Source organism: Microvirga flocculans ATCC BAA-817 (assembly GCF_000518665.1).
Classification (GTDB): domain Bacteria; phylum Pseudomonadota; class Alphaproteobacteria; order Rhizobiales; family Beijerinckiaceae; genus Microvirga; species Microvirga flocculans.
This window is the reverse complement of record NZ_JAEA01000017.1, coordinates 14,108-36,662: the sequence shown is the minus strand read 5'-3', so window position 1 is coordinate 36,662 and position 22,555 is coordinate 14,108. Positions and strand designations below refer to the sequence as shown.

Here is a 22,555-nt window from a genome sequence, read left to right as displayed (position 1 = left end):
CCCCCGATGCTTTAGGCGAATTCCATAATGACGGCATCGACGGCGAGGCTGTCGCCTTCCTTGGCGAGGATTTTGGCGACGGTTGCGTCGCGCTCGGCGCGCAGGACGTTCTCCATCTTCATCGCCTCGACGATGCACAATGGCTCGCCCGCCTTGACCTCCTGGCCCTGGGCGACGCTGATCGCCTTGACCAGGCCCGGCATCGGGCACAGCAGCTGCTTGCCCGTATCCGCCTCCTGCCGCTCCGGCATCAGCGCGGCCAGCGCCGCCTCGCGCTGCGTATAGACCCGCACCTCCGCCGAAGTCCCCGCATGCGACAGCACCACGCCGTTGAGGATCGGGCGCACCTGCACCGCGATCGCCGCCCCGCCGACGCTGCCGGTCCAGACCGGATCGCCGGGAATCCAGTCCGACACGATCGGCCAGGTCTCCTTGCCGATCGCCACCGCAAAGCCGTCCGCCGTGTCCTCGACCACCACGTCGTGCCGCTCCTTGCCCAGCAGCACCACGCGCGCGCGCTCGAACGTCACCGCCGCCGCAGGCCGCATCTGGCCCGAGATCTGCCGCTTGCGCTCGTTGAGGACGTGGTCGATGGCGGCCCCCACCGCCGCCATGCGGTGGGCGACGAGGCCCTCCGGCGCCGGCGCCTTGAAGCCTTGCGGGAATTCCTCGGCGATGAAGCCGGTGGAGAGCTGGCCCGACTGCCAGCGCGGATGCTGCATCAGCGCGGCCAGGAACGGGATGTTGTGGCGGATGCCGTCGATGGCGAAGGCATCCAGCGCCCGCGCCTGGGCCGCGATGGCCTCGGCGCGGGTCGGGGCATGGGTCACCAGCTTGGCGATCATCGGATCGTAGTAGATCGAGATCTCGCCGCCCTCGTAGACGCCGGTGTCGTTGCGCACCGTGACGCCGTTCTCCTCGCCTTCCTGCGGTGGACGGTAGGTGACGAGACGCCCCGTCGAGGGCAGGAAGTTGCGCACCGGGTCCTCGGCATAGATGCGGCTTTCCACCGACCAGCCGTTCAGCTTCACGTCAGCCTGTGTGAGGCGCAACCTCTCGCCCGCGGCGACCCGGATCATCTCCTCGACGAGGTCGATGCCGGTGACCATCTCGGTGACCGGATGCTCGACCTGCAGGCGGGTGTTCATCTCGAGGAAGTAGAAGGACTTGTCCTGGCCCGCCACGAACTCCACCGTGCCGGCGGAATCGTAGCCGACGGCCTTGGCCAGCGCCACAGCCTGCTCGCCCATGCGGCGGCGGGTCTCCTCGTCGAGGAGCGGGCTCGGGGCCTCCTCGATGACCTTCTGGTTGCGGCGCTGGATCGAGCATTCGCGCTCGCCGAGATAGATCACGTTGCCGTGCTTGTCGCCGAGCACCTGGATCTCGATGTGGCGCGGATCGGTGATGAACTTCTCGATGAAGACGCGGTCGTCGCCGAAGGAGGAGGCGGCTTCCGACTTGGCGCGGGCGAAGCCCTCGGCGACCTCGTCGGCGGAGTAAGCGATGCGCATGCCCTTGCCGCCGCCGCCGGCGGAGGCCTTGATCATGACCGGGTAGCCGATCTCATCGGCGATGGTCACCGCCTGCTCGGGCCCCTCGATGACGCCAAGATAGCCCGGAACCGTCGAGACCTTGGCGGCGGCGGCGGCCTTCTTGGACTCGATCTTGTCGCCCATGGCGGCGATGGCGCCGGGATTGGGGCCGATGAAGACGATGCCGGCCGCGGCCAGGGCCTTGGGGAAGGCCTCGCGCTCGGAGAGGAAGCCGTAGCCGGGATGGACCGCCTGGGCGCCGGTGGCCTTGCAGGCCTCGATGATCTTTTCGATCACCAGATAGGACTGGGCCGCGGCGGCCGGGCCGATCGGGACGGCCTCGTCGGCCATCGCCACGTGGAGCGCATCCTTGTCGGCGTCGGAATAGACCGCCACCGTCTTGATGCCCATCCGCCGCGCCGTCTTGATCACACGGCACGCAATCTCACCCCGGTTGGCAATCAGGATCTTATCGAACATGAACCTTCGAGCGCTCCAGCCAAATGAATTGTGCCACCTCCGTTACTGCACATCGGTGCCTTGGGGAAGCGGGGCATCGTTTAGCATTTAGCGGTAGAGCATTTTCGGCGAAATGGATCCGGTTCACCGTCCAAGATGCGGAACCGCCAAGAAAGGAGCCGGTTTCACCTGCGTGGAACGGCTCTCGAAGGCAAAGCCGCATCAGGCCGCCAGCTGGGAGAGCCTCGCCTGCTGGCGTCCGCGCATGATGAAGTCGAGAAGCGCCGCGTCCACATGGCCGGCCTCGTCGAGGATGGCGTAGGCGATGTTCATGGCGTTCGGGGACGGTCCGCTGATCTCCAGCAGAGTCGCGAGCCAGAGGGCATCGTCATTGCTGACGCTGCCGTGAGGGGCCCGGGTCCAGACCACGAAATCGACCACGAGCCTGGTCAGCGCCGCGCCCCAGCTCTCGGCGGCGCAGGCCAACCGGTCGAGCGTGAGCAAGGTTTCGACCTCCAGGCGGCTGGTGATGCCGTCCTTGAGGATCTCGTCCTGAAGCACCTTCACGTCCTCATCGGAGACATGGCTCTTGTCCGTGACGCTGTCGACGAAATCGCGAAGCTGATCCTTCAACATCCGTTTGACTCCCCCCGGCTCTTCTTATGTCCATCGCCGGCAGATCTCTTGAATGGGGGAAGTTTCACATGCGCGGCAGGGCTAAACCGTTAACGCGACATGCTGAATCGCCGTTGAGGTTAAGCGTTGTTGAGGGACTTTGGTTGCCGGATTCTTGCCAGGGCGAATTTCTCAAGAACTGCGCATATTTGCCGATCACGGCGCATGAGCCTTGCAATCCCGCAAGGTTACCCTTTCCGCACTTCATCGGTGTCCGGTGGTACTTATTTCCCATGCGAAGCAGCGCAGACCCGCGACTGCCCGTTAAGGAACCAAGCCCATGCGGCACCACGGCATCCATCACGTCACCGCCATCGCAGGCCCTGCCCGCCGCAATCTCGACTTCTACACCCGCGTGCTCGGCCTGCGCCTCGTCAAGAAGACCGTCAACTTCGACGATCCCGGCACATACCACTTCTATTTCGGCGACAGCCTCGGCCAGCCGGGCTCGATCCTGACCTTCTTCCCCTGGGAGCATGTGGCGCCGGGGCGCAACGGAATCGGCACGACGCAGGAAACGACCTTCCGCGTGCCCGAGGCGTCCCTGGGCTTCTGGACGCACCGCTTCATCGAGCAGGGCGTCGAGCACGGCAGTGTGGAGAAGCGGTTCGGCGAGAGCGTGCTGCCCTTCAAGGACCCGCACGGGACCAGCCTTGCCCTCGTCGGCGTTCCGGGCGCGGAGACCGAAGCCGCCTGGACGGCGGACGGCATCGCGGCGGAGAACGCCGTTCGCGGTCTGCAGGGCGTCACCCTGCTGGTCGAGAAAGGCGAGCGGACGGGTGCGATCCTGACCGACGTGTTCGGCTTTAGCGAGACGGCCCGTGACGGCTCCGTCGTTCGCTACCGGTCCGACGCTCCGGTCGGCCACACGGTCGACATCCGCAGCGCCGGCGGCTTCCTTCCCGGCCGTATGGGCAGCGGCTCCGTGCATCACGTGGCCTTCCGGGCCTCCGACGATGCCGACCAGGCCGAGATGGTGCGCAAGCTCGCCGAGAACCACGGCCTGCAGACGACGGAGCAGAAGGACCGCAACTACTTCCGGTCCGTCTATTTCCGGGAGCCCGGCGGCGTTCTGTTCGAGATCGCCACCGACGAGCCCGGTTTCGCCGCGGACGAGCCCCAGGATCGCCTGGGCGCTTCCCTGAAGCTCCCGGCGTTCCTGGAACCCCGCCGGAACGAGATCGAAGCTCACCTGCCTGAACTGGCCTGAACCCTAGATCCGCCCTCTCCTGTTTGCGGGAGAGGGCGAGAAAGTCGAACGATGACCGAACTCTCCTTCATCCACCGCTACGAGCCCGCCACGGACCCTACGCGCCCGCCGCTCCTGCTGCTCCATGGGACCGGCGGCGACGAAAGCGATCTCCTGGGCCTGGGCCGCACGATCTCTCCCGGATCCGCCCTGCTCTCCCCGCGCGGCAAGATCCTGGAGAACGGCATGCCCCGCTTCTTCCGCCGTCTGGCCGAGGGCGTGTTCGACGAGGAGGACGTGAGGCTGCGCGCCAACGAGCTTGCGGACTTCGTCGCCGAAGCCCGCAGGGCCTACGGACTTGAGGCACCCGTCGCCGTGGGCTTCTCGAACGGCGCCAATATCGCGGCCGCCATGCTCATGCTGCGCCCCGAGGCGCTCTCCGGCGCGGCGCTGCTGCGCGCCATGGTGCCGTTGAGCGATGCTCCGAAAGCGGATCTTGCCGGTAAACGCGTGCTGATCACCTCCGGCGCCATGGACCCGATCGTTCCGGCGGAGAACGCAAAGCGCTTGGCTGCGTCCCTGTCCGAATCCGGCGCGGAGGTTCAGCACGAGATCCTGCCGACGGGCCACAACCTGTCGCAGACGGACCTGCAGCTGATGGTGCGGTGGTTCAGCCGGTAAGACTCAAAGGCGCGGGTCGAGGATGCCTGTTTCGAAGAAGCTTTCCATGGCTTCCTCGGCGGGTTTGATGTCGATGCCGCGCTCCTTGAGCCAATCGTCGTTGAAATGCGTGGAGCGGTAGCGCTCGCCGGAATCGCACAGGAGCGTCACGACGGAGCCCTGCTCGCCGTTTCTCACCATCTCGCCGACGATCTGCGCCACGGCCCAGAGATTGGTGCCCGTGGAGCCGCCGCAGGAACGGCCGATGCGGCGAGAGAGAACGCGCGCCGCCGCGATGCTGGCGGCATCCGGCACGGCAGTGGCGCGGTCGATCAGTTCCGGCACGAAGGACGGTTCGCAGCGCGGGCGGCCAATGCCCTCGACCACCGAGGACGGGCCGGGCACGGTGCAGACGCTCCGGTCCGCCAGGTGGCGGTGAAACACCGAAGCCTCGGGATCGGCGAGGCACAGCCGCGTCGGCAGGCGGCGGTAGCGGATATAGCGCCCCAGCGTCGCCGAGGTGCCGCCGGTCCCCGCCCCCACCACGATCCAGCTCGGAACGGGATGCTCCTCATGAGTCATCTGGCTGAAGATGGATTCGGCGATGTTGTTGTTGCCGCGCCAGTCCGTCGCCCGCTCGGCATAGGTGAACTGGTCCATGTAATGACCGCCGAGTTCCTCGGCGAGGCGCGCGCTTTCGGAATACATTTCCGCAGCCGAATCGACGAAATGGCTCTCGCCGCCATAGAAGGCGATCTGCGCGATCTTCTCCGCAGACGTGGAGCGCGGCATCACCGCGATGAAGCGCAGGCCCAGCATCCGCGCGAAATAGGCCTCCGACACGGCGGTCGAGCCGCTCGACGCCTCGATGATGGTTGTGTTCGGCCCGATCCAGCCATTGCAGAGCCCATAGAGGAACAGCGACCGCGCCAGCCGGTGCTTCAGGCTGCCCGAGGGATGGGTCGACTCATCCTTGAGGTAGAGCGATACGCCCCGCACCGCCGGCAGCGGCACCTGCAGAAGATGCGTATCCGACGAGCGGTTGAAATCCGCCTCGATGGTCTGGATGGCGGTGGAAACCCAGGAGCGGTCGCTCGGATTGATCATGGGCATGTCTCGATCGGCATCGCCGGAAGCGCCCGGACCTGACGGCCCTGAGCCGGAAAGTGTTCGGAGAAACGCCTTATCGGGGCCGCCGGGTGAAGGCAATGGCCGCCTGTGCGGTCACGGTCTACGGCTTATGGGCATGGGCGGCAGCCGTGACGGCCGGACTCGGAGCCGCCTCCGCCGTCGCCGTCATGGAATGGAGCCCCGCCGCCATGAGCTCGGCCATGCAGTCGTAGCCACGATCCCCCATGTGGAACCCATCGCTCGACAGCATGGAGACCAGGACATCCGCCGAGCGCTCGCTCCACGTCTTCATGAGCTTGTAGCGCAGGAAGACCGGGACCTTCTCCGCGGCCGCCATCGTGCCGACCATGTTCACGAAGCGCTCGTAGCGGGCGGGATCCTTGATGGCCGGGTAATATTGCTGATCGACGAGAAGCACCTCGACGCCATGGGCCTGCGCCGCGTCGATGCCCTGCCTCAGGAGGGCCGAGAAGCGGGCCTCGTCGCCTCCCTTAACGGCATCGTTCGTGCCGACCTGCCAGATGACGAGATCCGGCTTGCCGGTTTCAAGCGCCGCCTCGAGACGGCCGACGGTTTCGGGAATCGTCTCGCCGCCCTTTCCGGCATTCTCGACGATAACCGTCGTCTTCCATATCCGGGCGAGATCCGCCTGAAGCTGGGACGGGTAGGAGAAGGCCGGCGAGGACGCCCCGATCCCCTGCGTGGACGAAGACCCGATCGCCAGGATCCGGACCGGCTCATGCCGCCTGAGCTTCGAGGCGACGCGCTCCAGCTTTGCCGGCGCCGAGAAGACGGGCTGCGATGCGTGGCAGGGGGCCTCCTCGGCGAGCGTGGGACCGCTCATCCCGACGAGAAGAAGGGCTGCTAGCGCATCCTGCGCAAAAGCGGACCCGGTTTTGCGCACGAACGATGCGCTCCTCAAGGGACGAAGCATCGGATCGCTCCCAAAAGTGCAAGTCCACTTTTGAGTCCGATGCTTTAGCGCGGAAGCCGTCCGGACGATACCGAAACGATGCCTGGTTCCCCAGCCTGCTCCTTCGAGGGAGCGGTCGAGCCTTTCTTCTTCCATTCGAGGTATCGTGCCAGTCCGAGAAGTCCGATGATGCCGCAGAGGGTGAATACCATGCCGACGACATGCGGACTAGCGGACGACTTCACGGCCGCCAGCGTCATGGTGACCTCACCGAGAGCGCTCAGGATGGACCCCACGGCGAAGACCGGCAGGGAATGGCGCCCCAGGCGCATCATCTCGGCTCCGAAGGCGGTTCGTTGCAGGGTCTGCCCCAGACGGAGCTGCGTCACCACATAGGCCAGCACCAGGAAATGAATGAGCCGCCCGAGGCCGAGATCGCTCTTGACGATGTCGGCATTGACGAAGGCGCTCCAGAGCAGGTTCGGCGCAAGGCCGAAGGCGTTCGTCATGGTGACGAGGGAAGCGGCGAGGACCGCGACGGACCCTATGAAGGCAGGACGCCAATAGGGCACGCTCCTCTGGGACAGGAAAGCGCCCGTGACGATTCCGATCGTGAACAGAAGCTGCCACGCAAAGGGATTGAAGAACCACCGCCCCGGCTCCGGCCAGCTCGGAAGAGCGAGGATGTCCGCGCGCGCGAGCGCGTAGAGGCCCACCGAGACGGCGGCAGCCAGCAGCACGTGAATCCGCAGGAGGATCATCGCCACCGGAGCCCAGAGCATGAGGGCGATGTAGAGCGGAAGAATGTTGAAGTAGCCGAGCTGGTGACCGAGCAGGAGAACGCCCGTGATGCCCCGGGCGGTATCCTCGAACACGGCGGCCCGGCCGTGAGCTTCGATCATGCCCATATCGTCGCTGATCACGTATCCGATGGAGAACAGCGCCACGGCAGCGCCGGTCATGATCAGATGCATCCGGTAGAGTTCGAACGAACGCCGCAGGCAGCGCCTGACCACGCCGAGAGCATCGCCCTTCGGCAGCCTCGGATAATAGACGAGCGCCACCGACAGGCCCGAGATGAACACGAAGGCCTCGGCCGCGTCGGAGAAGCCGTAATTGCGCGGGGTCAGATGTTCGAGAATATTGCCCGGGACGTGATTGACGAAGATGATGACGAGGACGAGCCCACGCCAGAAATCGATCACGGTGTTGCGGCCTCCCGAGGCGTGCATTCCCAACCCTCACGGTTTTTCGGATGATGGCAGAACGCCGGTATACGGCAGCAGGATCCGGCGACCGTCATCAACTCTTCGAGACGGATTCGGTTCACACGCGGGTATTCCAGATCAACCAATGTGAGGCAAGCGCGACAGACCGGCGCGGGATGGCCTCCTTGCCATGCGCGCCGGTTGCATCGGTCTTCGAGAGCGGTCGGGTATCTTTCAGGTCAGGGGCGCTGCTCGTGCGCCCTCACAACGGAATGTTGTCGTGCTTCTTCCAGGGGCGTTCGGTTTCCTTGTGGCGCAGCATGGCGAGCGCGCGGGCGATGCGGCGGCGCGTGGAATGCGGCATGATCACTTCGTCGATGTAGCCGCGCTCGGCGGCCACGAAGGGTGACATGAAGCGGTCCTCGTATTCCTTGGTCCGCGCCGCGATCTTGTCCGCATCGCCGATGTCACCGCGGAAGATGATCTCCACCGCGCCCTTGGCGCCCATCACCGCGATCTGCGCCGTCGGCCAGGCGTAGTTCACGTCACCGCCGATATGTTTTGACGCCATCACGTCATAGGCGCCGCCGAAGGCCTTGCGCGTGATGACGGTGACGAGCGGCACGGTGGCCTCGGAATAGGCGAAGAGCAGCTTCGCGCCGTGCTTGATCAGGCCGCCGTATTCCTGCGCCGTGCCGGGCAGGAAGCCCGGCACATCCTCAAAGGTGACGATCGGGATGTTGAAGGCGTCGCAGAAGCGCACGAAGCGCGCTGCCTTGCGCGAGGCGTCCGAGTCGAGCACGCCCGCCAGCACCATCGGCTGGTTGGCGACGAAGCCCACCGTGCGGCCCTCGATGCGCCCGAAGCCGGTGATGATGTTCTTCGCGTAGGATTCCTGGATCTCGAAGAAGTCGCCCTCGTCCACGACCTTCAGGATCAGCTCCTTCATGTCGTAGGGCTTGTTCGGGTTGTCCGGGATCAGCGTGTCGAGGCTCTCGTCGACCCGGTTCGGGTCGTCGAAGCTCGGGATCTCCGGCACGCCGTCCAGGTTGTTGGCGGGCAGGAAGTCGATGAGGCGGCGCACCTGCAGGAGCGCCTCGACATCGTTGTCGTAGGCTCCGTCCGCCACCGAGGATTTGGTGGTGTGGACCTTGGCGCCGCCCAGCTCCTCGGAGGTCACGGTCTCGTTGGTGACGGTCTTCACCACGTCGGGGCCGGTGACGAACATGTAGGAGCGGTCGCGCACCATGAAGATGAAATCGGTCATGGCCGGCGAATAGACGTCGCCGCCGGCGCAGGGACCCATGATCACCGAGATCTGCGGGATGACGCCCGAGGCGATCACGTTGCGCTTGAAGACCTCGCCGTAGCCGCCGAGTGCCGCCACGCCCTCCTGGATGCGCGCGCCGCCGGCGTCGAACAGGCCGACGATAGGCGCGCGCATCTTGAGCGCCATGTCCTGGATCTTGGTGATCTTCTGGGCATGCGCCTCGGAGAGCGAGCCGCCGAAGACGGTGAAGTCCTTGGCGAAGACGAAGACGGTGCGGCCGTTGACGGTGCCCCAGCCGGTGACGACGCCGTCGCCCGGGATCTTGACCTTCTCCATGCCGAAATCGTTGGAGCGGTGCTCGACGAACATGTCGAACTCCTCGAACGAGTTGCGGTCGAGCAGCAGCTCGATGCGCTCGCGGGCGGTGAGCTTGCCGCGGGCGTGCTGCGCCGCGATGCGCTTCTCTCCGCCGCCCTGACGGGCCTGAGCCCGCCGCTCTTCAAGCCGTTCGAGGATGTCTTTCATCGATGGTCCCTGCCCTACGGGGGAAAAATGATCCCCCGCTTAGCACAGCCGCGCCAAGCTCAAAATCCCACTATGGACGTGTGCTCCAAAACACTTCGCGAAGAAGAGCGGATGATTAAGAAGCCTTTTGTTGAAACTTTATAACGGGGCACAACTTGAAAACGATGAACACCCTCGCGGCCGCTGCCGCCTGCCTGTCCCTCACGGCCGCCGGTTGCGCCAGCCGCTCCGAGGACGTCTCAGCCTCCTATGTGTCGCCGGCCATGTATCAGAGCTATAGCTGCAAGGATCTCAGCCTCGAGGCCCAGCGGGTCAGCCATGCGGCGGCCGTCGCCTCGGGCGCGCAGGATTCACAGCGGACAAAGGATGTGGTCGCCACGACCGCCGCCGTCGTCATCTTCTGGCCCGCAGCCTTCTTCGTGGGCGGGGACAATGCCAAGACGGCGGAGCTGGCGAACCTGAAGGGTCAGATGCAGGCCATCGAGGCCGCCTCGATCCAGAAGAAGTGCGGCATCACCTTCAACCGGGCCTGAGGGTCTTCGGGGCGTTCCGAGCCGCCGGGGCCGTCAGCTCCGGCGGTTTTCTTTTAGAGTCCAGCCAGGCGGTAGACCTGTGAGGCCGCCTTGAAATCCGCCTCGCGCCTGCGGCGGCGCTCCATGGCCTCGTAATCCTCGCCCCAGACGCTCTCCTGGTAGAGTTCGTCCACATGGGCTGCGGCCCAGGCCTCTTCCACGTCGAGATGCCCCGCCGCGTGCGCGAGCGCGATGAGCACCGAGCCGGACAGCGTGGTCATGACATGCAGGGCAGCCAGCGCGAAGGGGGATCGAATCTCCTCGATGGCCCGGCGAATCGCTGCGATCGCCTCCTCGGGCTGTGTCACGTGCATGACGCCCTCGCTCAAGGTGAAGCGGGCCTCGTGAACGTCCCTTGCCCAGTCGAGAACGGGTCTCCAGGCGGCTTCCTGGGACAGGGCCAGCCGCTCGGGCTCGCCGGCGCGATAATAGATCAGGTCTGTTCCCGCGTACCGGACGAGATCCTCGAGCACCTCCGCCTGCCGCTGCGCGACGCCGTCGATGGCGGAGTTGACGATGCGGGTGACGGGCATGGTGGACGGGTCGATCTCGCCCCCCTGCTCCCGCCATTCCTCGGCCATGGCCTCCGCCAGGCCCCGTGAGGGCACCGCCAGGGCCTGCTTGCTCGGGGTTTTCGCAATGCGTCCGTCGAGGGTGAGATGGAACAGGCCATCACGCTCCTCGACGCCGGCCTCCTTGTAGAAGCGCTTCGGCAAGGCGGGCTTCATCCCGGCCTGGGCCGCCCGCATGGGATTGGGCTCCTCGTCCGAGGGGAACCAGTCACGTGAATCGGTCATGGTTCTCACATAGGCGATCAGGCCGACATCTGCGAGGGACGGGCCAGAAATTCATCGAGGACCGTTCCGAGTTCCGCATAGGTGTTCACCACGGTTCCCGCTCCGGCCTCCGCCAAGGCGGTCACGGGCTGGAAGCCCCAGGAAACGCCGACCGACATCACTCCGGCAGAGCGGGCCATAGCCATATCGTAACTCGAATCGCCGATCATGACCGTGTTGTGGGGGGCAGCTCCCGTCTCCCGCATGGCCTGAAGGATCATGGCCGGATGCGGCTTGGACGGAGCATCGTCGGCGGTCTGGATCGAGGAAAAGACGCCGTGCCACCCGAAACTGTCGAGGTGGCGCGCCACGCCGCGCCTGGAATTGCCGGTGGCGATCCCGAGCAGCACCCCCTCGCGGCGGCGCAGCGTCTCGATACACTCCCCGGCCCCCGGGAAAAGCGGCTCGGCATGAGCGGGGTCCCTGCGCAGGATCGTGGACACCTCCTTGTAGGTGGTGACCATGCTGGCGATGGGTGCCTTTTCGCCCGCAAGCGCCGTGAAGGCCTCCGCAAGCGACAGGCCGACGATGGACAGGCCTCGCTCACGGCTCGGCGGCTCCAGCCCATGGGCGTCGAAGGTTCTCTGCAGGGCTGACACGATGATGTTCTGGCTGTCGATCAGCGTGCCGTCGACATCGAAGAGGATGAGCTTCAAGGCTTCGCCCCGGTCCGAGGAGAGGATGGCGTTCAGCCCTGCGGCTTGGTCTCGTGGCAGAACTGCGGCGTGTTCAGGTTCCAGTTGCCGCACTTGTCGCAGGCCGTGGCCAGCAGGCCGAGAGCGACGACGGCGGAGACACGAATGATGCGCTTCATGGTAGGGCCCCTTTGCGCCGGCACATTATTCAAGAATCGAGGCCACGGCCATAAGCCTCTCGCAAGCCGGACGCTTGCCCCCGGCTTTTTCTTGCCGTCCCTGCCCGTTCCCGGCTCATTAAAGCATCGGCCCCAAAAGTGGACCTGCACTTGTATCGTCCGCTGCTTTAGGCCGCCAGCCTGGTCCTTTGCGCCAGGACGATCCGGCGGACCTCGTCGCCGTCGACGGTCTCGTGCTCCAGGAGCGCATCCGCCAGGGCGTCGAGGGCGTCCCGGTGATCCTCGATGCAGGCCTTGGCCGCCTCGTACATCTCGTCGATGATCCGGCGGATCTCCTGCTCCACCTCGCGCGGGAGGTTCTCGCCCGAGCGGGCGATCCTGACCATGCCGATCGCCGGGCTCATGCCCCATTCCGTGACCATCCTGGTCACGATGCTGGTGGCGTGCGAGATGTCGCTGGCGGCGCCCGTCGTCACCTTCTTCGGGCCGAACACGACCTCCTCGGCGGCACGGCCGCCCATGGCGACGATCAGGTCCGCCTCGAGCTTCTCGACCGGGATGCAGAAGCGGTCATGCTCCGGCAGCCGCATGACGAGGCCGAGCGCCTGGCCGTGAGGGATGATGGTGGCGCTGTGCACCTGATCGGAGGCGGGCAACAGACAGGCGCACAGCGCGTGCCCGGCCTCGTGCACCGCCACGAGCCTGCGCTCCTCGTCCGTGATCACGAGGGAGCGGCGCTCGAGCCCCATGAGGATCTTGTTGCGGGCCGCTTCGAGATGCTCGCGGGTCACCTCGGCGACGCCCTCGCGCGCCGCGAAGATGGCCGCCTCGTTCAGGAGATTGCCGAGATCGGCCCCCGAGAATCCGGGCGTGCCCTTGGCGATGGAGGCAAGGCTGACGCCCTCGGCGAGCTTCACGTTGCGGGCATGAACGGCGAGGATCGCCTCGCGGCCGGAAATATCGGGCAATCCGATATGGACCTGCCGGTCGAAGCGGCCGGGCCGCAGAAGGGCCGGATCGAGCACGTCGACCCGGTTCGTGGCGCCGATGACGATGACCCCTTGCGTCGTGTTGAACCCGTCCATCTCCACGAGGAGCTGGTTGAGGGTAGCTTCGAACTCCCGGTCGGCCGCCGAGCCCCCGCCTCCGCGCTTACGGCCGATGGCGTCGATCTCGTCGATGAAGATCAGGCAGGGAGCCTTCTTGCGGGCCTGCTCGAAAAGCTTCGAGACCCGGCCCTTGGCGATACCGATGAGAGGCGCCGAGAAGTCGCTTCCCGAGACCGCCATGAAAGAGACCCCCGCCTCGCCCGCCAGCGCCTTGGCGATCAGGGTTTTGCCCGTTCCGGGCGGACCGACCATCAGGAGGCCGCGCGGGATGCGGGCCCCGACCCTGGTGAAGGCCTCGGAATCCCGCAGGAAGGCGATGACCTCCTGAAGTTCGGCCTTCGCTTCTTCCTGACCTGCAACGTCATCGAAACGGTTGGAGATGCCGCGAACCACCCTGGGCCAGCGGGATGTGGGCCTGAAATCGGCCTGGAGAGCCAGCATTCCGAGCACGGCCGCGACGAGCACGAGAGGGACGAGGATGCTTGCCCAATGAGCCGGATCGAAGCCGGGCTTCTCGAAATCCACCTCCGCACCGGAAGCCGAGATGCGCTCGATATAGTCGGCGCTCACGATCCCGTTCGGCATCCGGACGAACACTTTCCTGTCCGCCAGCGAGACCGAAAGCCCCCCGTTCTCGATCAGGACCTTCTGCACCTTGTTCTGGGCCAGCTCCCGCGTGAATTCGGAATAGGCCATCTCGGGAACCGGCGGGGACAGGTAACGGGGAGCAAGAAGGACGGCGGCGGCAATCGCAAGGGCGAGAAGGAGGGCTGAAACGGCCACGCTTTTCCTGGCTAACAGCCGTCTTGCTTTTTCGAGAACGTTGGTCACCGGCGGCGCCCCCATAGCGCTGTTTGAATTTTTTGGAGAAGCCGCTCTTTAGTCGATTTTGACGCAGATCGCAGTACGGCGAATGGGCACACCCACCCGCCGGTCCAGCGCCTCGTTCAAGTCAGGAGATCGCCATATTCCTTGTGGCGGCGGAGCCAGGACGAGGCATAGCCGCAGAGAGGCATGATCCTGCGCCCTTCGGATCGGGCGATCTCGGCCACGCCCCGCATCAGGTCGCTGGCCGCGCCGGTCCCTCTCAAGGGAATAGCGGCCTCCACGTGCCGGATCACGAGATCGTCCCCGCGCCGCTCATAGATCGCGAAGGCGATCTCGCCGTTTCTCTCCAACTCGAACCGGTGACGGTCGGCATTATCCCGAACTTCGCTGCTCATGCCTGCACTCTCTTAACGAACGCCGCCTCTGCCCAACGTGCCCCTGCGCCCAACGTTCCGCAAGCGGCCAAGCTCGGGAGCCTTCAAGCGGATTCCATGCGCCGTTCGAGCCCGGCCTTCACCGCGGGCCACTCGTCGCGGAGAATGCTGTAGACGGCCGTATCGCGGACATGCCCGTCGGGCATGATCATGTGCTGGCGCAGGATGCCGTCGAGCCTGGCGCCGAGACGCTCGATGGCCGCCCGCGACTGGTCGTTGCGGGAATGGGTGCGGATCTCGACGGCGATGCAGCCCAGGACCTCGAAGGCATGGCGCAGCATGAGGAACTTCGCATGGGTGTTGACGAAGGTCCGTTGCCAGGATTTTGCGATCCAGGTGGTTCCGATCTCGACCCGGTGATTGGCGGCATCGATATTCATGTAGCGGGTCGATCCGACCACCCTGTCACCGTCGCGGACGATTGTCGCGAAGGGAAGCGCGAGGCCGGCCTCCTGCAATTCAAGAGCCTTGCTGACATAGGCCTCGAAGCCCTCAGGCCGGGGCACGGTCGTGGTCTTCTTCTCCCACAACTCGCCGTCGCTGGCGGCTTCCCCCAGGGCCGGGACATCGGCGAGACTCAAGGGACGCAAGGTCAGACGGTCCGTCGAGAGGGTCACGGGCTCGATATGCAGCATGATGAAGTGCCTTTTCCGATCTGCCGCTTTGTCCCCCATTCGGGACGCGGCCGCAACGGCCAAGGCACGTTCTCAACGATTTGCGTCAGCTCAGCAGATAGACCAGTCCCGGCAGACCGACGGCGAGGGCGGCCATCGCCCAGGCGCCGACGGTCGATTGCCAGGAGACGTCCCCGGTCGCATTCCGCAGCCGCTGCGCGCAGGTCGCGGCCTCCATCGTACGCCCGCTCAGGCAAGAGCACAGGGCATAATGGGCCTGGCCGTCCGAGAGCGCGAAATAGCGCATGGCGTCGCCGAGCCGGTCGCTTTCCAGGCCGTCCGCGCGCAGGACCGGGTCTTCATAGGCGACCGTGAGGGGCGAGTTGTCCTCGCGGATCAGAGCCCTTTCGGCGGGCGGCTTGTACTCGATCTCGCCGAGGGTGTTCAGGCAGCGTGTCGGATCGCGTTCGAGCAGGTCGATCCACCGCTGGAGACGGTCCTCTCGGGACAGGGGTCTCGGCTGAACGTCGGCGACGCTGCGGAGCTGATCAAAAGGCTTGTGTTCCATCGATCTCCTCCTTGCCAGGGAAGACATCCGATGCTGCGCCCGATGCTGGGCGAAAGTGCGACGGCTGGAAGAATCGATGGAGGCCCGGATTTAGTCTTCCGGAGCCTCGACGATGGGATCGTAGTGGCTCGTGTCGAAGCCGAGCAGGTTGAAGCTCTGCTGCATGTGCGGCGGCAACGGCGCGGTCACGTCGATGGGCTTGCCCGTCCGCGGATGGGCGATGACGATGCGGCGCGCCAGAAGATGCAGCTTGTTCTGGATGCCGCCGGGCAGCTCCCAGTTTTCGATGTCGAAATATTTCGGGTCGCCGACGATGGGATGCCCGATATGGGCCGTGTGGGCGCGCAGCTGGTGCGTCCGCCCGGTCACCGGCTTCAGCGACAGCCAGGAGAGCTTCTGGGCGGCCGTGTCGACGACCGCGTAATAGGTCAGCGCGTGGCTTGCGCCCTCGTCGCCGTGGCGCGCAACCTTCATGCGCGCATCGCCCTCCTCGCCTTCCTTGGCGAGGTAAGTGGACACCCTGCCCTGCCGGACGCGCGGCACGCCCGCGACGAGCGCCCAGTAGATCTTGCGCGTGGTGCGCGAACGGAAGGACTTGGCCATGGTGGACGCGGCAAAGCGCGTCTTGGCGATGACGAGACAACCCGCCGTGTCCTTGTCGAGACGGTGCACGAGGCGCGGCTTCTGGCCGTCCGCGTCGCGCATGCATTCGAGCAGGCCGTCCACATGGCGCGTGGTGCCCGAACCGCCCTGCACGGCGAGCCCCATGGGCTTGTTGATGATGAGAACGTCCTTGTCCTCGTAGAGCGTGATCGACTTCAGGAAGTCGCGGTCGCCCTGATCCTTGGCCGCGCTGCGGGAGACCGGTCGGGGCTGGTCGAGCTTCAGCGGCGGAATGCGGACCTTCTGGCCCGCTACGAGCCGCTCATTGGGCTGCGCCCGCTTGCCGTCGACGCGCAGCTCTCCTTTACGGACGATGCGCTGGATATGGGTGAAGGCGAGCTGGGGAAAGCGGGCGACCAGGAAACGGTCGACGCGCATATCCGCCTCGTCGGGCTCCACCACGAGGGTCTGCACGCCCGTCGCCAGGACCTCCTGGGCCTCCGCCTTGGCCTGCGCGCGCGTCGGCTTGCCGGGCGTCTCCGCTACCGCATGCCTTGCCTGCTGGGGCCGCGCAGGCTTCTCGCGTACGGCCAAGGGCGCACGCCCCTTGTCAGGCACCGCTTTGTTGGCGCGCGCCTTCGCCGGAGAAGCCTTGCGCGCGGGCTTGTCCTCCCGCGTGCGAAAGCCCTGCCGCGAACCCGCGCGACCGCCGCGGGCGCCGTTATTCTGTCCTGAACCGCTCTTTCTCATGAGACGTGGGTATCAGAGCGCCGCGCGGGCGGCAATCGAAGCCGGAAGAGCGGCATGAAAAATCCCTGCTCCCGTGCCCCTTAGCCAACTGACATAACGCTGTCAGTTGGCTAACCCTATGAATGCGGGCCTCAACAACCCGCACAAGGACACACTCCCATGCAATCCCGTATCCTCGAAAGTGTCACCTTTTCTCTTCTGCCCGGAACCGACGAGGCAGCCTTCGTCCGTGCGGCAAACGATGCCAGCACCGCCCTGAAGGCTATGTCCGGCTTCATCGGCAGGCGCCTGGGAAAGGCTGAAGACGGCAATTGGATCGATGTCTGCGAATGGGCGGATGAAGCCAGCGCCAAGAAGGCAGCCGAGACGTTTCATACGATCCCTGCCGCACAGCCGTTCTGCAGCATGATCGATATGGCCTCGGCAAGAATGGCTCATCACGCCATCGCCCATTCCAGCTAAGCCATGCGGCGCGCGGACCGACTCTTCGACATCGTGCAGATGCTTCGGGGCGGGCGGCTCCGGACGGCCCAGGACATCGCCGAGCATCTCGAAGTTTCCGTCCGCACCATTTACCGCGACATCGATGCGCTGATTGCCTCTGGTGTCCCTATCGAAGGCGAGAGAGGGGTCGGCTACATCCTCCGAGGAGCGACGCTGCTCCCGCCTCTCTCCTTCTCCATCACGGAACTTCAGGCCCTCGCGCTCGGCGCGAAGCTCGTCAGGGCTTGGGCCGACCAGGAACTCGCGCAAGCTGCCGAGGAGGTTCTCGCCAAGGTGGACGCGGTCATTCCCGTGGACAGACGCCAAGAGCTCTGGCGCAAGGATTTGCGCGCCTTCGGCCTTCGCATAGGCGCGGACGAGCGGTCCCGCCTCAGCGTTCTGAGGCAAGCACTGCGCGGCAAACGCAAGGTAGCCCTGTGCTATGCCGATGCGGAAGGAGCGCCGACGGAGCGGCTCGTCCGCCCCTTGAGCCTGGAAGCCTGGGGGCACGCCTGGACGCTCACCGCCTGGTGCGAGCTGAGGCAGGACTTCAGGGCCTTCAGGCTCGACAGGATCCTGGAAGCGGAGATGGGGGAAGTCTTCCGTTTCGAACCCGGCCGCACCCTTCAGGATTACATGGCGCGGCTGCAACAGGAAGGCTGGGATACCGCAGCGCCATGAACGGATAGATGCAGACCTCCTCACCATTTAAAGAATGATACTGGGATGATAAGGATCGACGACATCAGAGCCTACATTCTCGACACGCTTCCCGGCATCGTGGAGCAGAAGGCCTGGGGCGAGACGGCCTTTTTCCATAATCCCGAACGGCAACTTCCGAACGGTGTTTACTTTCTGACCGTCAAGCATCGGGACAGCATCAACGACCACGCAAGCCAGCTGAGCATCGACGGAAGCTTCCGGGTGAATATCGGCTTGCCGAAAAAGGAATACGCGCGGTTGTTCGGGCCGACGCCACCGCGCCCTGCGAAGGGCCGCTGCGTGGATACGGGCCATGACTTCTCCCTGCGCGACCGGCTGATGCCCCATCCTGTCTACGCCTGGATGGGCTGGGTTGCCGTCGCGGGCCTCACGGTGCCCACCTTCGACAGCCTGAAACCGCAGATCGTTCTTGCCCACGAGCACGCGAAGATGCGGTTCAGCAAGCGCATTTCGAAAGAAGCAAGGACCGCTCGTTAGGCCGCCATCGTCCGTACGAGCGCAAGCCCTAGCGCTAGTCCTGCAACGGACAAGACCAAGGACGCCGCTACATAGCCGAGCGCGAGCCCAGCCTGCCCCCGCTCCCAGATCAGCACCGCATCGAGGGAAAAGGCCGAGAACGTCGTGAAGCCACCGAGGATGCCGGTGGTCAGGAAAAGCCGCAGAGGCTGGCTCCACCCCTCGCCTGCCCGGAAGGCGAGCCATGCGGCGAGCGCTCCCATGACGAAGGAACCGACGACGTTGACCGTCAGCGTGCCCCAGGGAAATGCCGTTCCGCATATCCGGGCGCAGCCGACATTCACGCCATGGCGCAGGGCTCCGCCGATTCCGGCGCCGAGGAAGACGAGGAGGTAGGCTTTCACTGGCTATTCCTCGCCATCCTGGCTTCGCCGCTCCCGGCGCAGCCTCTCCCACCAGTCGAGCCGCTTCCTGATCTCCCGCTCGAAGCCGCGATCCACGGGCTCGTAGAAGGACTGCCGGCCGAGCTTCTCGGGCCAGTAATCCTGGCCCGAGAAGGCGTCCGGCTCGTCGTGATCGTAGCGGTAAGTCGCGCCGTAGCCGATTTTCTTCATGAGCTTGGTGGGCGCGTTGAGGATGGTCTTCGGCGGCATGAGGGAGCCGTGCTCCTTCGCCACCGCCGTCGCGGCCTTGTAGGCGGTGTAGACGGCATTCGATTTCGGGGCGGTGGCAAGATAGACCGCCACCTGCGCCAGAGCCAGCTCCCCTTCCGGCGAGCCGAGAAAATCGAAGGCGTCCTTGGCCGCGTTGGCGATCACGAGGGCCTGGGGATCGGCAAGGCCGATGTCTTCCACCGCCATGCGCACGAGACGGCGGGCGATGAAAAGCCTGTCCTCCCCGGCGTCGAGCATACGGGCCAGGTAGTAGAGGGCGGCGTCCGGGTCGGAGCCGCGAACGGTCTTATGCAGGGCGGAGATAAGGTTGTAGTGCCCCTCCTGCCCCTTGTCGTAGATCGGCGCGCGGCGCTGGATGATCTCCTGCAGCTGCTCCGCATCGAAGACCTCGCCGGGCTTGGCCGAACGCCAGACTTCTTCCGCGAGCGTCAGCACGGCGCGCCCGTCCCCATCGGCCATGCGCACGAGGGACGCGCGCGCCTCCGCCTCGAGCGGCAGCTCCTTTCCGGTAATCTCCTCGGCTCTGGTAAGGATCTTGCCGATCGCCTCCTCGTCGAGGGACTTGAACAGCAGCACCCGCGCGCGGGAAAGAAGCGCCGCATTCAACTCGAAGGACGGGTTCTCCGTGGTCGCGCCGACGAGCGTGATCGTGCCGTCCTCCATGACGGGCAGGAAGGCGTCGAGCTGGGCGCGGTTGAAGCGGTGGATCTCGTCCACGAAGAGCAGCGTGCCCTTGCCCAGGGAACGGCGATGCCGGGCCGCCTCGAACACCTTCTTCAAGTCGGCGACGCCGGAGAAGATCGCAGAGATCTGGTCGAAATGCAGGTCGGTCTCGTGGGCGAGCAGGCGGGCGACCGTCGTCTTGCCGGTGCCGGGCGGGCCCCAGAAAATCAGGGACCCTAAGGATTTCGAGGCGATGAGCCGGGTGAGGATTCCGTCCGCCCCCACGAGGTGATCCTGGCCCACCACCTCGGAGAGTTTGGTCGGCCGCATCCGGTCCGCCAGCGGACGCGGCGCGTTCTGGTCGAGGCCGGCGGAGGAGAACAGGTCGCTCATGACCTTAAGAGCTTAGGCGCGCATAGACGTCATGGTCCAGCCGCTGCATGAGCCTTTCAGGGTTTTCCAGCGGGGAAAAGCCGTACTGCGCATAAAGCCCATGGGCATCGCGCGTCGCCAGCATCCAGCGGCGCAGATCCTGCAAATCCGGGTGTTCCATGATTACGCCGATCAGCGCCTTTCCCGCCCCCTGCCCGCGAATGCTTGGGCAGATGAAGACGTCGCAGAGATAGGCGAAAGTCGCCTTGTCCGTCACGACGCGGGCAAAGCCGCGCAGCTCGCCGGCCGTATCCCGCAAGGCAAAGCACAGGGAATTCGCTACAGAGCGCTCGAAGAACGCGCGCGGCAGGTCCTTGGCCCAATAGCTCTCCCCCGAGATCCAGCGATAGGCTTTCTCAAGCTCGGCAGGCGAGAGAGAGTTCGAGATCGTCCACCTGCTCATCGTCCGAGCACCGTGGTAAAGACCCGTCCGCCGCGGCTGACGGTGATCTCCCAATAGCCGCCATTGCGGTTGATCAGGCGATCCGCATCCTTCGTGTTCGCCAGGCGCTCTCCGTTGATGGCGACGATCTGGTCTCCCTTCTCGAAGCCGACGCTTGCGGCGACGCTGCGCTCCTCCAGGTCCGCGATGACCACGCCGTCGTCGGACATGTCGATCTGGAGCTCGTCGGCAACCGCGGGCGACATGTTGACGAGCGTCGCGCCGGCGAAGGGCGTGCGGGCGCGGCCCCGCATCGGATCCCGCGGCGGGTTCTCCGGCGGCGGCATGAGCCTCACCGGGATGGCGGTTTGCTTGCCGTTCCGGAGCACGGTGAGCGGAACCTGTCCCTGCGTACCCTTGAGGGTGAAGCGATAGCCGAAGGAATCCGGGTTATCGACCGGCTGCCCGTCGACGGCGAGAATGGCATCGCCGCGCTTGAGGCCGGCCTCGGCCGCAGGCCCCTTGTCATAGACGGCCGTCACCAGAACGCCGGTCGGGCGTTCCAGGCCGAGACCGCTGGCGATATCCCCGTCGACGGGCTGGAGGCGGGCTCCGAGCCACGGCCGCACCACGTTCTTCGCTCCGCCCTTGGCGGAATTGAGCACCACGCGGACCATGCTGGACGGCACTGCGAATCCGATGCCGATGCTGCCGCCGGAGCGGGAATAGATGGCCGTGTTGATGCCCACCACGCGGCCGCTCATGTCGATGAGCGCGCCGCCCGAATTGCCGGGATTGATGGCCGCATCCGTCTGGATGAAGAACTGGTAGTCGGAAATGCCAACCTGGGTGCGGGCCAGGGCCGAGACGATGCCCTGCGTCACCGTCTGGCCGACACCGAAGGGATTGCCGATGGCGAGAACGATATCGCCCACCTGCAGGGCTTCCGAGTCCCCGAGCTCGACGGCCTGGAGGTTCGCGGCGTCCTTTAGCTTCAGCACGGCAATGTCCGTGCGGGGATCGCGCAGGACGATGTCGGCCTCGAATTCCCGCCTGTCGGCAAGCGCGACCTTCACCTCGGTCATGTTGTCGATCACGTGATTGTTCGTGATGACGAGGCCCGACGGATCGACGATCACGCCCGAGCCGAGGGAGCTCTGCGACCGTCCCCGCGGCATGCCGGGCAGGTTCTCGCCGAAGAAGCGGCGGAAATATTCCTCCATGGCCGCATTCTGCCGCCGCTCGTTACGCTTGGCATAGACGTTGACCACGGCCCCCGCCGTCTGCCGCACCACCGGCGCGAAGGACAGCTGCACCTGCGCCTTGCTCTCGGGCACGACGCGCTGCGTCTGGGCCTGGGCCCCTGCCAGGCCAAAAACCAGTCCCGCAGCGGCAATGGAGAGGCGCAACCGTGAAAAGCGCATAGCGACGAATCCCTTGATCAGCGATGTCCTTCGATAAAACTCGGGACGCGAAAGTCCAAGCCAAACCCGAGAAACCGGGTCGAACCTGTAAATTAGGGCGTAAGCCCGTCGCAAACAAAAAGGGCGGTCCGAAGACCGCCCTTGATGATCGATCAGATCGCGAAGGCTCATTCAGCGGCTTCGATGATCTCTTCCTTCATGGTCGGCCCCGAATCCTGGCCGCGCGCATCGACGTCGCGGTCGACGAACTCGATCACCGCCAACGGAGCGTTGTCGCCGTAGCGGAAGCCGGCCTTCAGGACGCGGGTGTAGCCGCCGTTGCGGTCCTGATAGCGCTTGCCAAGGACGTCGAAGAGCTTCTTGACCATGGCCTCGTCGCGCAGCTTGGACATCGCGAGACGGCGGGCATGCAGGTCACCGCGCTTGCCGAGGGTGATCAGCTTCTCGACGACAGGACGCAGGTCCTTGGCCTTCGGCAGGGTGGTGACGATCTGCTCGTGCTTGATCAGCGCAGCCGCCATATTGGCGAACATGGCCTTGCGGTGCTCGGTCGTGCGGTTGAAGCGACGACCACGGAAACCGTGACGCATTGGCTTTCTCCTTGATCTAGCGGCCGCCGTGCCAAGGT

General features: G+C 65.4%; 25 protein-coding genes. 6 read left to right on the top strand and 19 right to left on the bottom strand.

Annotated elements, in window-relative coordinates; genetic code table 11:
• Positions 1–11: 11 nt before the first annotated feature.
• A complete protein-coding gene (locus tag L879_RS0116880; protein ID WP_027317146.1) occupies positions 12–2,012 on the bottom strand; it encodes an acetyl-CoA carboxylase biotin carboxylase subunit in 2,001 nt (666 codons plus the stop codon).
• Positions 2,013–2,213: 201 nt separating this feature from the next.
• On the bottom strand, positions 2,214–2,627 hold the full coding sequence (locus tag L879_RS22045; protein WP_051435383.1) for a hypothetical protein: 414 nt from the start codon (positions 2,625–2,627) through the stop codon (positions 2,214–2,216).
• Between the two features lie 319 nt (positions 2,628–2,946).
• Here L879_RS22045 and L879_RS0116870 point away from each other — a divergent pair, with 319 nt between their 5' ends.
• Both L879_RS0116870 and L879_RS0116865 read left to right on the top strand, forming a co-directional pair.
• Entirely contained in the window at positions 2,947–3,876 is a 930-nt protein-coding gene (locus tag L879_RS0116870) for a ring-cleaving dioxygenase (protein WP_027317145.1), read from the top strand.
• Positions 3,877–3,927: 51 nt separating this feature from the next.
• Entirely contained in the window at positions 3,928–4,536 is a 609-nt protein-coding gene (locus L879_RS0116865; RefSeq protein WP_027317144.1) for an alpha/beta hydrolase, read from the top strand.
• A 3-nt stretch (positions 4,537–4,539) separates the two neighbouring features.
• Here the strand turns inward: L879_RS0116865 and L879_RS0116860 are convergent, their stop codons facing one another.
• The 4 genes from L879_RS0116860 to L879_RS0116845 all read right to left on the bottom strand — a co-directional run bounded on the left by L879_RS0116860 (position 4,540) and on the right by L879_RS0116845 (position 9,562).
• Positions 4,540–5,622 (bottom strand): PLP-dependent cysteine synthase family protein, encoded by a 1,083-nt coding sequence (locus L879_RS0116860; RefSeq protein WP_027317143.1) that lies wholly within the window; start codon positions 5,620–5,622, stop codon positions 4,540–4,542.
• Positions 5,623–5,746: 124 nt separating this feature from the next.
• A complete protein-coding gene (locus tag L879_RS22040) occupies positions 5,747–6,580 on the bottom strand; it encodes an SGNH/GDSL hydrolase family protein (protein WP_161634677.1) in 834 nt (277 codons plus the stop codon).
• A gap of 44 nt (positions 6,581–6,624) precedes the next feature.
• Positions 6,625–7,791 carry an OpgC family protein gene (locus L879_RS22035; RefSeq protein WP_051435381.1) on the bottom strand — a complete coding sequence of 389 codons (1,167 nt, stop codon included), beginning with the start codon at positions 7,789–7,791 and terminating at the stop codon, positions 6,625–6,627.
• 238 nt (positions 7,792–8,029) lie between these two features.
• Positions 8,030–9,562 carry an acyl-CoA carboxylase subunit beta gene (locus L879_RS0116845; protein WP_027317142.1) on the bottom strand — a complete coding sequence of 511 codons (1,533 nt, stop codon included), beginning with the start codon at positions 9,560–9,562 and terminating at the stop codon, positions 8,030–8,032.
• A 164-nt stretch (positions 9,563–9,726) separates the two neighbouring features.
• On the opposite strand from L879_RS0116845, the gene L879_RS0116840 reads away from it, so the two are divergent.
• Positions 9,727–10,095, top strand: a complete 369-nt coding sequence (locus tag L879_RS0116840; protein WP_035459976.1) for a hypothetical protein — start codon at positions 9,727–9,729, stop codon at positions 10,093–10,095.
• 53 nt (positions 10,096–10,148) lie between these two features.
• On the opposite strand, the gene L879_RS0116835 is transcribed toward L879_RS0116840, so the two are convergent.
• The 8 genes from L879_RS0116835 to L879_RS0116800 form a co-directional block, all read right to left on the bottom strand.
• The gene (locus L879_RS0116835) at positions 10,149–10,931 is read right to left on the bottom strand and encodes an ATP12 family chaperone protein (RefSeq protein ID WP_027317140.1); all 783 of its coding nucleotides are present in this window, start codon (positions 10,929–10,931) and stop codon (positions 10,149–10,151) included.
• A gap of 17 nt (positions 10,932–10,948) precedes the next feature.
• Positions 10,949–11,626, bottom strand: coding sequence for an HAD-IA family hydrolase (locus L879_RS0116830; protein WP_027317139.1), 678 nt, complete (start codon positions 11,624–11,626; stop codon positions 10,949–10,951).
• 32 nt (positions 11,627–11,658) lie between these two features.
• Positions 11,659–11,784 (bottom strand): hypothetical protein, encoded by a 126-nt coding sequence (locus L879_RS24510; protein WP_275944468.1) that lies wholly within the window; start codon positions 11,782–11,784, stop codon positions 11,659–11,661.
• Positions 11,785–11,951: 167 nt separating this feature from the next.
• Positions 11,952–13,676, bottom strand: a complete 1,725-nt coding sequence (gene ftsH, locus L879_RS0116820; protein WP_245265257.1) for an ATP-dependent zinc metalloprotease FtsH — start codon at positions 13,674–13,676, stop codon at positions 11,952–11,954.
• A 164-nt stretch (positions 13,677–13,840) separates the two neighbouring features.
• A complete protein-coding gene (locus tag L879_RS0116815) occupies positions 13,841–14,116 on the bottom strand; it encodes a GNAT family N-acetyltransferase (protein WP_027317137.1) in 276 nt (91 codons plus the stop codon).
• Between the two features lie 83 nt (positions 14,117–14,199).
• On the bottom strand, positions 14,200–14,790 hold the full coding sequence (locus L879_RS0116810; protein WP_027317136.1) for a GNAT family N-acetyltransferase: 591 nt from the start codon (positions 14,788–14,790) through the stop codon (positions 14,200–14,202).
• A gap of 85 nt (positions 14,791–14,875) precedes the next feature.
• Entirely contained in the window at positions 14,876–15,337 is a 462-nt protein-coding gene (locus L879_RS0116805; protein ID WP_027317135.1) for a hypothetical protein, read from the bottom strand.
• Between the two features lie 90 nt (positions 15,338–15,427).
• On the bottom strand, positions 15,428–16,690 hold the full coding sequence (locus L879_RS0116800) for an RluA family pseudouridine synthase (RefSeq protein WP_027317134.1): 1,263 nt from the start codon (positions 16,688–16,690) through the stop codon (positions 15,428–15,430).
• A gap of 159 nt (positions 16,691–16,849) precedes the next feature.
• Between L879_RS0116800 and L879_RS22030 the strand changes: the two genes are divergently transcribed.
• The 3 genes from L879_RS22030 to L879_RS0116785 are packed head-to-tail and all read left to right on the top strand — an operon-like array spanning position 16,850 to position 18,373.
• Positions 16,850–17,152: an antibiotic biosynthesis monooxygenase family protein gene (locus L879_RS22030; RefSeq protein ID WP_051435380.1), complete on the top strand. Its 303-nt coding sequence runs from the start codon at positions 16,850–16,852 to the stop codon at positions 17,150–17,152.
• A 3-nt stretch (positions 17,153–17,155) separates the two neighbouring features.
• Positions 17,156–17,854, top strand: coding sequence for a helix-turn-helix transcriptional regulator (locus L879_RS0116790; RefSeq protein WP_027317133.1), 699 nt, complete (start codon positions 17,156–17,158; stop codon positions 17,852–17,854).
• A 45-nt stretch (positions 17,855–17,899) separates the two neighbouring features.
• Positions 17,900–18,373 carry a DUF6194 family protein gene (locus tag L879_RS0116785; protein ID WP_035459975.1) on the top strand — a complete coding sequence of 158 codons (474 nt, stop codon included), beginning with the start codon at positions 17,900–17,902 and terminating at the stop codon, positions 18,371–18,373.
• Here the strand turns inward: L879_RS0116785 and crcB are convergent.
• The 5 genes from crcB to rplQ all read right to left on the bottom strand — a co-directional run bounded on the left by crcB (position 18,370) and on the right by rplQ (position 22,517).
• Positions 18,370–18,756 (bottom strand): fluoride efflux transporter CrcB, encoded by a 387-nt coding sequence (gene crcB / locus L879_RS0116780; RefSeq protein ID WP_027317131.1) that lies wholly within the window; start codon positions 18,754–18,756, stop codon positions 18,370–18,372. The two genes, L879_RS0116785 and crcB, sit on opposite strands and share 4 nt — an antisense overlap.
• Before the next feature lie 3 nt (positions 18,757–18,759).
• The gene (locus L879_RS0116775) at positions 18,760–20,082 is read right to left on the bottom strand and encodes a replication-associated recombination protein A (protein WP_027317130.1); all 1,323 of its coding nucleotides are present in this window, start codon (positions 20,080–20,082) and stop codon (positions 18,760–18,762) included.
• A gap of 4 nt (positions 20,083–20,086) precedes the next feature.
• Complete coding sequence (locus L879_RS0116770; protein ID WP_027317129.1) at positions 20,087–20,524, bottom strand: GNAT family N-acetyltransferase; 438 nt, start codon at positions 20,522–20,524, stop codon at positions 20,087–20,089.
• A complete protein-coding gene (locus tag L879_RS0116765) occupies positions 20,521–21,927 on the bottom strand; it encodes a Do family serine endopeptidase (RefSeq protein ID WP_027317128.1) in 1,407 nt (468 codons plus the stop codon). The genes L879_RS0116770 and L879_RS0116765 overlap by 4 nt, the downstream gene beginning before the upstream one ends.
• Positions 21,928–22,094: 167 nt before the next feature.
• Entirely contained in the window at positions 22,095–22,517 is a 423-nt protein-coding gene (gene rplQ / locus L879_RS0116760; RefSeq protein ID WP_027317127.1) for a 50S ribosomal protein L17, read from the bottom strand.
• Between the last annotated feature and the right edge of the window lie 38 nt (positions 22,518–22,555).

Bases quoted from the DNA above. Each gene is read 5' to 3' on its own strand.
- L879_RS0116880 (WP_027317146.1), bottom strand. From the start codon at position 2,012: ATGTTCGATAAGATCCTGATTGCCAACCGGGGTGAGATTGCGTGCCGT.
- L879_RS22045 (WP_051435383.1), bottom strand. From the start codon at position 2,627: ATGTTGAAGGATCAGCTTCGCGATTTCGTCGACAGCGTCACGGACAAG.
- L879_RS0116870 (WP_027317145.1), top strand. From the start codon at position 2,947: ATGCGGCACCACGGCATCCATCACGTCACCGCCATCGCAGGCCCTGCC.
- L879_RS0116865 (WP_027317144.1), top strand. From the start codon at position 3,928: ATGACCGAACTCTCCTTCATCCACCGCTACGAGCCCGCCACGGACCCT.
- L879_RS0116860 (WP_027317143.1), bottom strand. From the start codon at position 5,622: ATGATCAATCCGAGCGACCGCTCCTGGGTTTCCACCGCCATCCAGACC.
- L879_RS22040 (WP_161634677.1), bottom strand. From the start codon at position 6,580: ATGCTTCGTCCCTTGAGGAGCGCATCGTTCGTGCGCAAAACCGGGTCC.
- L879_RS22035 (WP_051435381.1), bottom strand. From the start codon at position 7,791: ATGCACGCCTCGGGAGGCCGCAACACCGTGATCGATTTCTGGCGTGGG.
- L879_RS0116845 (WP_027317142.1), bottom strand. From the start codon at position 9,562: ATGAAAGACATCCTCGAACGGCTTGAAGAGCGGCGGGCTCAGGCCCGT.
- L879_RS0116840 (WP_035459976.1), top strand. From the start codon at position 9,727: ATGAACACCCTCGCGGCCGCTGCCGCCTGCCTGTCCCTCACGGCCGCC.
- L879_RS0116835 (WP_027317140.1), bottom strand. From the start codon at position 10,931: ATGACCGATTCACGTGACTGGTTCCCCTCGGACGAGGAGCCCAATCCC.
- L879_RS24510 (WP_275944468.1), bottom strand. From the start codon at position 11,784: ATGAAGCGCATCATTCGTGTCTCCGCCGTCGTCGCTCTCGGCCTGCTG.
- L879_RS0116815 (WP_027317137.1), bottom strand. From the start codon at position 14,116: ATGAGCAGCGAAGTTCGGGATAATGCCGACCGTCACCGGTTCGAGTTG.
- L879_RS0116810 (WP_027317136.1), bottom strand. From the start codon at position 14,790: ATGCTGCATATCGAGCCCGTGACCCTCTCGACGGACCGTCTGACCTTG.
- L879_RS0116805 (WP_027317135.1), bottom strand. From the start codon at position 15,337: ATGGAACACAAGCCTTTTGATCAGCTCCGCAGCGTCGCCGACGTTCAG.
- L879_RS0116800 (WP_027317134.1), bottom strand. From the start codon at position 16,690: ATGAGAAAGAGCGGTTCAGGACAGAATAACGGCGCCCGCGGCGGTCGC.
- L879_RS22030 (WP_051435380.1), top strand. From the start codon at position 16,850: ATGCAATCCCGTATCCTCGAAAGTGTCACCTTTTCTCTTCTGCCCGGA.
- L879_RS0116790 (WP_027317133.1), top strand. From the start codon at position 17,156: ATGCGGCGCGCGGACCGACTCTTCGACATCGTGCAGATGCTTCGGGGC.
- L879_RS0116785 (WP_035459975.1), top strand. From the start codon at position 17,900: ATGATAAGGATCGACGACATCAGAGCCTACATTCTCGACACGCTTCCC.
- L879_RS0116775 (WP_027317130.1), bottom strand. From the start codon at position 20,082: ATGAGCGACCTGTTCTCCTCCGCCGGCCTCGACCAGAACGCGCCGCGT.
- L879_RS0116770 (WP_027317129.1), bottom strand. From the start codon at position 20,524: ATGAGCAGGTGGACGATCTCGAACTCTCTCTCGCCTGCCGAGCTTGAG.
- L879_RS0116765 (WP_027317128.1), bottom strand. From the start codon at position 21,927: ATGCGCTTTTCACGGTTGCGCCTCTCCATTGCCGCTGCGGGACTGGTT.
- rplQ (WP_027317127.1), bottom strand. From the start codon at position 22,517: ATGCGTCACGGTTTCCGTGGTCGTCGCTTCAACCGCACGACCGAGCAC.